The sequence below is a fragment of the Collinsella aerofaciens genome, assembly GCF_015556945.1.
Taxonomy (GTDB): Bacteria; Actinomycetota; Coriobacteriia; order Coriobacteriales; family Coriobacteriaceae; genus Collinsella; species Collinsella aerofaciens_AO.
Map to the genome: position 1 here is coordinate 1 of NZ_JADNNH010000046.1, position 5,623 is coordinate 5,623.

Below are 5,623 nucleotides of genomic sequence, written 5' to 3' on the forward strand. Positions count from 1 at the left end.
CCGCTCGATTGGGACAGGCAAGCCTTCGAGGCCGAGCGCAAAATGGATTCTAAAAAACACCTTGCCAAATAGGAGCGTCAGCACGAGGCCCGCTTATCCGCAGCTCCGAAGGAGCAGGATAAGCGGGCCTCAAGTGCGAGGACGTTTTTAAGGGGATGCCCCTGGGCGGCCCGGACAGACCGATCGGCGATGTCTACAGGTACTCGATTTGAGCGCCCTCGGTGTCGCACGTGAGGATATGCGTGTCGCACTTGGGGAACTGCTCACGCAGCTTGACCTGCAGGAACTTTGCCACGATGGTGTCGTCGGTCACAGCCATGAGGGTCGAGCCCGAGCCGCTAATCCAGATGGTTTTAGCGCCGCCGTTAAGGCAGGTGTCGCGCACGGCGTTGTAGTCGGGGATGAGGCGGCGGCGATAGGGCTCCTGGATGCGGTCGTCGTTGGCGGCGGCAATCAGGTCGAGGTCACCAGTCTCCAGGCCGCGCGTCATGCCGGCGATGCGGCCCATTTGCCATACGGCGGTGGAGAGTGGAATCTCCTGTGGCACAACCTTGCGGGCCTCGCTCGTATGCACCTCGTAGGGCGGAATCACGGTAATAAAACGCAAGCGATCGCTCACCTCGTAGCGCAGGCACTGGGGGAGCGAATCAGTCGGCGTAAAGGAGCAGACGGCGCCGCCCAGGATGGCGGGGGCGACGTTATCGGGATGGCCCTCGACCTCGGTGGCGATGCGGACGAGTTCGGCGCGGTCGACGGTGTGGCCTGTCAGCGCGGCGGCAGCCATGATGCCGGCGACGACGCAGGTGGAGCTGGAACCCAGGCCGCGGGCGACGGGGACGTCGGTCTGAATGTCGATAGCGACGGGGAAGGCCGGCTCGCCCCATGCGGCCAGCGCATCGACAAAGCTCACATAGACCAGGTTATTCTCGTTTTGGAACTCCTTGGGGCAGCCCGTGATGGTGAGCTTGTCGGCGCGCTCGAAGGTGAAGTGCGAGTAGAGGCCGACGGCCATGCCGAGGGTGTCGTAGCCGATGCCTAGGTTGGCGCTTGTTGCTGGGACGGTGATTTTGATCATGTGGGTCCTCCTGGCGTGCCTGGCTGTTTAGTTCGCTGCTCGGACAGTCCTGCGCAAGACGGAAAGCACATTAAGTGCTTTCCTTTGCGTGCGGAACTCACGACGAACTAAACAGCCAGGCACGCTGTGCGCGTTCGTCATCATCCCGAGGGTTATCTGATGAAAGAAGGTGCGCCGGCTTTCGCCGGCGCTTAATAAGGGATCTAGTTGGTGCTCATTCGTTTTGCTGCGGACTCGACGTAGCTGGCCATTTCGTCGACGTCACAGACGTCTTCGAAGCGGACAGGTTTGGACTCGAGCTCGGCGAGCTGGGTCGGGGCGACCGTGTTGGTGGCCTGCTCGAGCACGCGCATAGCCTCAAAATCGTCCTCGGGAACGTTGAGGCCCAGGGCATCGCAGCAGGCGCGCGGGAACTTGTAGGGGCTGGCGGTCGAAAGCAGCACGCGGGCCTTGGCGCCCTCGGTGGGGGCGACCTGCTCAAAGACGTGATAGCCGCAAGCGGTGTGCGGGTCGATCACGTAGCCGTTGGCATCCCAGCAGCTCTTGATGGCGGCGCGAACCTCGTCCTCGCTGGCCCAGCCGCAGCCAAATACGCTCTGGATCTTGGCCAGCAGCTCGGCAGGCACCTCGTAGCGACCAGTCTGTGCCAGCTGCTCCATAAGGCCGGCAACGAGTTCGCAGTCGCCATCGGACAGGAAGTAGAGCATGCGCTCCAGGTTGGAGCTGATGAGGATGTCCATCGATGGCGAGATGGTCGTGAAGAACGGGCGGTTGCGGTCGTAGACGCCGGTGGTCAGGAAGTCAGCAAGAACGTTGTTCTTGTCGCTCGCGACGATGAGCTTGGCGACGGGTAGGCCCATGCGCTTGGCGTAGTAGCCGGCCAGGATGTCGCCAAAGTTGCCGGTCGGCACACAGAACTCTACGGCGTCGCCGGCCTCGATGGCGCCGGCGCGCAGCAGCTGCGCATAGGCGGCAAAGTAGTAGACGACCTGCGGTACCAGACGGCCGACATTGATGGAGTTGGCGCTAGAAAGTACTGTGCCGGCGGCCTCAAGACGCTCGGCAAGCTCCTTATCGGCAAAGATGCGCTTGACGGCACTCTGGGCGTCGTCGAAGTTGCCGCGGATGCCACAGACAGCGACGTTGTCGCCTTCCTGCGTGGACATCTGCAGGTTCTGCACGCGGCTGACCTTGCCCTCGGGATAAAAGACGGTAATGCCCGTGCCCGGAGCATCGGCAAAACCAGCGAGTGCGGCCTTGCCCGTGTCGCCAGACGTGGCGGTGACGATCATGATGCGCTCGGCGCCGCCGTCCTTGGCAGAGGTGCGGGCCATCAGACGGGGGAGCATCTGCAGGGCGACGTCCTTGAAGGCGCTCGTGGGGCCGCCAAAGAGCTCCATCACATAGGTCTGAGGGGCGTCGGCGCCCGGTGCGGCGTCGAGTTTGACGAGCGGCGTAACCTCTTCACTCGCGAACGTGCCGCGGTATGCCTCGTCGACACACGCCGAAATTTCTTCGGCCGCGTAATCATTCAGTAACATTCCCAACACATCTTGAGCGATTTCAAAGTACGATTTATCTGCAAGCGAGCTGATATCGACCTGCTGGGTGCCAAGCTCGTCCGAGACAAACAAACCCCCGTCGGGAGCGATGCCGGTGCGGATTGCCACCTTACTTGAGCACGATAAAGTGCGTCCTCGTGTACTATGATAAGTTCCCATATAACACTGCTCCTCGGATGCCTTGGTCCCAATCGGTGAAACCATGGTATCAGAGCGCGCAAAATAGGTTCGCAGAGGCTTTTTAGAAAGGTAACCTCCAGCCCATGATTAAGATTGCCAAGTTTGGCGGCTCGTCGGTCGCCGACGCCGAACACTTCAAGAAGATCAAGGCCATTGTCGACGCCGACCCTGCCCGCCGTTTTGTGGTGGTTTCTGCCTGCGGTCGCCGCTTTAAGGGCGACACCAAGGTGACCGATCTGCTCTACTTGGTCAACGCGCACGTCAAGTACCACGTGTCGTGCGAGGAGCTGCTCGAGGACATCGGCCAGCGCTACTTTGATATCGCTGACGAGCTAGGGCTCACCTATCCCATCCGCGAAGAGTTCGCGGCCTTTGCCGAGCGCGCCCGCTCCGGTGGCTACTCCACCGAGGAACTCGTGAGCCGCGGCGAGTACTTTACCGCCCGTCTGATGGCCGAGTACCTGGGTCTGCCGTTCCTGGACGCTGCGACGGTTGTGGCGTTCCATCATGACGGTACGCTCAGCATGAATCGCACCTCCGAGCTGGTGCAGGAGTACGGTCAGCAGGGCGGCTTTGTTATGCCCGGTTTCTACGGCGCGACGCGCGAGGGCCAGATTAAGCTGCTCGATCGTGGCGGCGGCGATATTTCCGGCTCGATCCTGGCCAAGTGCCTGGGCGCCGATCTGTACGAGAACTGGACCGACGTCTCGGGCTTCTATTCTGCCGATCCGCGTATTGTTCCCGAGGCTCAGCCCATTGCGCGCGTTACCTACGAGGAGCTGCGCGAGCTTTCGTACATGGGCGCAAGTGTCCTGCACGAGGAGGCCGTGTTCCCCGTGCGCGAGGCAGGCATTCCGCTGGTCATCAAGAACACCAATGCGCCACAGGACCCCGGCACCATCATTAGCGAGACGGCTGATGAGGGCGAGGCAGAGCCCATCATTACCGGCGTGACCGGCAAGCGCGGTTTTGTCGCCATCAACGTGGCCCGCGACCGCACCAAGCCCCGCGTTGGCTTTATGCGCCGTGCGCTTTCGGTCTTCGAGCGCTATGACGTTTCCGTCGAGCACATGCCCACCGGCGTCGACCGCTTTGGCGCCGTGGTGCAGGAGCAGGACGTGCACGATTCGCTGTACTCGCTCGTGGGAGACATTCAGCAGGAGGTCGAGCCGCTCGAGATCGAGGTTGTCGAGGGCCTGGCGCTTATCGCTACCGTTGGCCGCAACCTGCGCGGCCGCGCCGGCATCTCCGGCCACCTGTTTGGCATGCTCGGCCAGGCTGGCGTGAGCGTGCGTATGATTTCGCAGAGCTGCGACGAGATCAACATCATCATCGGTGTCGAGGAGAAAGACTTCGATCTGGCGATTCAGACCATCTACCGTGCTTTCTCCGACGAGAACGGTATCGTGAAGGTCTCCGACCTGGAGCCCGCCGAGCCGCTCGAGCCCGCCCTGGCCGCACTCCACAAGTAGTTTCCATCCCGGTAGATTTTTGGGATGTCCCAAAAATCTACCGTTGGGCGTTTCGTTTCGGTTTCGTTTCGACGGGGCGGGTTTTGTATCCGCCCCGTTCTTGTATAAACTGGGCAAGAATATCCGGCCTGCTTGGCGTGCGGGCGATAGCCACAACCTTTAAAGGGGGAAGCATGAAACAGTACACGGTTGCTATTTTGGGCGCGACGGGAGCCGTGGGCACCCAGATGCTCGAGTGCCTAAACGAGCAGGAGTTCCCGGTTGGCAAGCTCAAGCTGCTGGCGAGCGCGCGTTCTGCGGGCAAGACCGTCGAGTTCCGCGGCGAGCAGATCGTGATTGAAGAGGCTTGTCCCGAGGCCTTTGAGGGCTGTGACATCGTACTTGGCGCCGCCGGCGACGATATCGCGAAGGAGCTACTGCCCGAGGCCGTCAAGCGCGGCGCCGTCGTAGTCGACAACAGCCATGCCTTCCGCATGGATCCCGAGGTGCCGCTGGTCGTGCCCGAGATCAATGCCGATGACATTAAGTGGCACCACGGCCTGATCGCGAACCCCAACTGTGCGACCATCATCGGCTTGGTTCCCACGTGGCCGCTGCATCAGCTCGCCGGTGTGAAGCGCATGATCGTTTCGACGTACCAGGCGGCTTCGGGCGCTGGCGCTCCCGGTATGGCCGAGCTCGAAGCACAGCTTGCCGCCCTGGGCCGTGGCGAGGAGATTCCCGAGCCGCGCGCTTTTGCCGCCCAGCTGGCGAGCAACCTGATTCCGCAGATTGGCGGCGTCAAGGAGGAGGGCTTTACTTCCGAGGAGATGAAGCTGCAAAACGAGGGCCGCAAGATCATGCACCTGCCCGAGCTGCGCGTGAACTGCACCTGCGTGCGCGTGCCGGTGCTGCGCTCGCACTCCGAGAGCATTACGCTCGAGTTTGAGCGCGACATCACGGTAGAAGAGGCCCGTGCTGCGCTGGCTGCCGCTCCGGGCGTGAAGCTGGTTGACGACATGGACGCCGAGGATGCACACGATCGCTTCCCCATGCCGATGGATACGTCCGACCAGGACCTGATCTGGGTCGGTCGCGTGCGTCGCGACATCTCGAACCCCGAGGCCGCGCGCGGTATCACCTTCTGGTGCTGCGGCGACCAAATCCGTAAGGGCGCGGCAACCAACGCCGTCCAGATCGCTAAGCTGCTCTGCGAGTAGTGTGGCCTGTCCGGCGGGGGCCGGGCTTAGTTTTCAGAACGTCCTCGACCATGTGTGGCGCTCCTATTTGGCAAGGTGTTTTTTAGAATCCATTTTGCGCTCGGCCTCGAAGGCTTGCCTGTCCCAATCGAGCGG

At 61.9% G+C, this 5,623-nt stretch carries 4 protein-coding genes; 2 read left to right on the plus strand and 2 right to left on the minus strand.

All coding sequences use genetic code 11. The features are described from left to right. Window positions 1–193: 193 nt before the first annotated feature. Entirely contained in the window at window positions 194–1,075 is an 882-nt protein-coding gene (gene thrB, locus I2F59_RS09590) for a homoserine kinase (RefSeq protein ID WP_055285404.1), read from the minus strand. Window positions 1,076–1,278: 203 nt separating this feature from the next. After that, complete coding sequence (thrC, locus tag I2F59_RS09595; protein WP_055285403.1) at window positions 1,279–2,796, minus strand: threonine synthase; 1,518 nt, start codon at window positions 2,794–2,796, stop codon at window positions 1,279–1,281. A gap of 104 nt (window positions 2,797–2,900) precedes the next feature. Between thrC and I2F59_RS09600 the strand changes: the two genes are divergently transcribed. Beyond that, the gene (locus tag I2F59_RS09600) at window positions 2,901–4,289 is read left to right on the plus strand and encodes an aspartate kinase (RefSeq protein ID WP_055285402.1); all 1,389 of its coding nucleotides are present in this window, start codon (window positions 2,901–2,903) and stop codon (window positions 4,287–4,289) included. 173 nt (window positions 4,290–4,462) lie between these two features. Continuing rightward, on the plus strand, window positions 4,463–5,488 hold the full coding sequence (locus tag I2F59_RS09605) for an aspartate-semialdehyde dehydrogenase (RefSeq protein WP_055285401.1): 1,026 nt from the start codon (window positions 4,463–4,465) through the stop codon (window positions 5,486–5,488). Window positions 5,489–5,623 lie beyond the last annotated feature (135 nt).

Coding starts and splice junctions, on each gene's coding strand:
- thrB (WP_055285404.1), bottom strand. CDS start 1,075: ATGATCAAAATCACCGTCCCAGCAACAAGCGCCAACCTAGGCATCGGC.
- thrC (WP_055285403.1), bottom strand. CDS start 2,796: ATGGGAACTTATCATAGTACACGAGGACGCACTTTATCGTGCTCAAGT.
- I2F59_RS09600 (WP_055285402.1), top strand. CDS start 2,901: ATGATTAAGATTGCCAAGTTTGGCGGCTCGTCGGTCGCCGACGCCGAA.
- I2F59_RS09605 (WP_055285401.1), top strand. CDS start 4,463: ATGAAACAGTACACGGTTGCTATTTTGGGCGCGACGGGAGCCGTGGGC.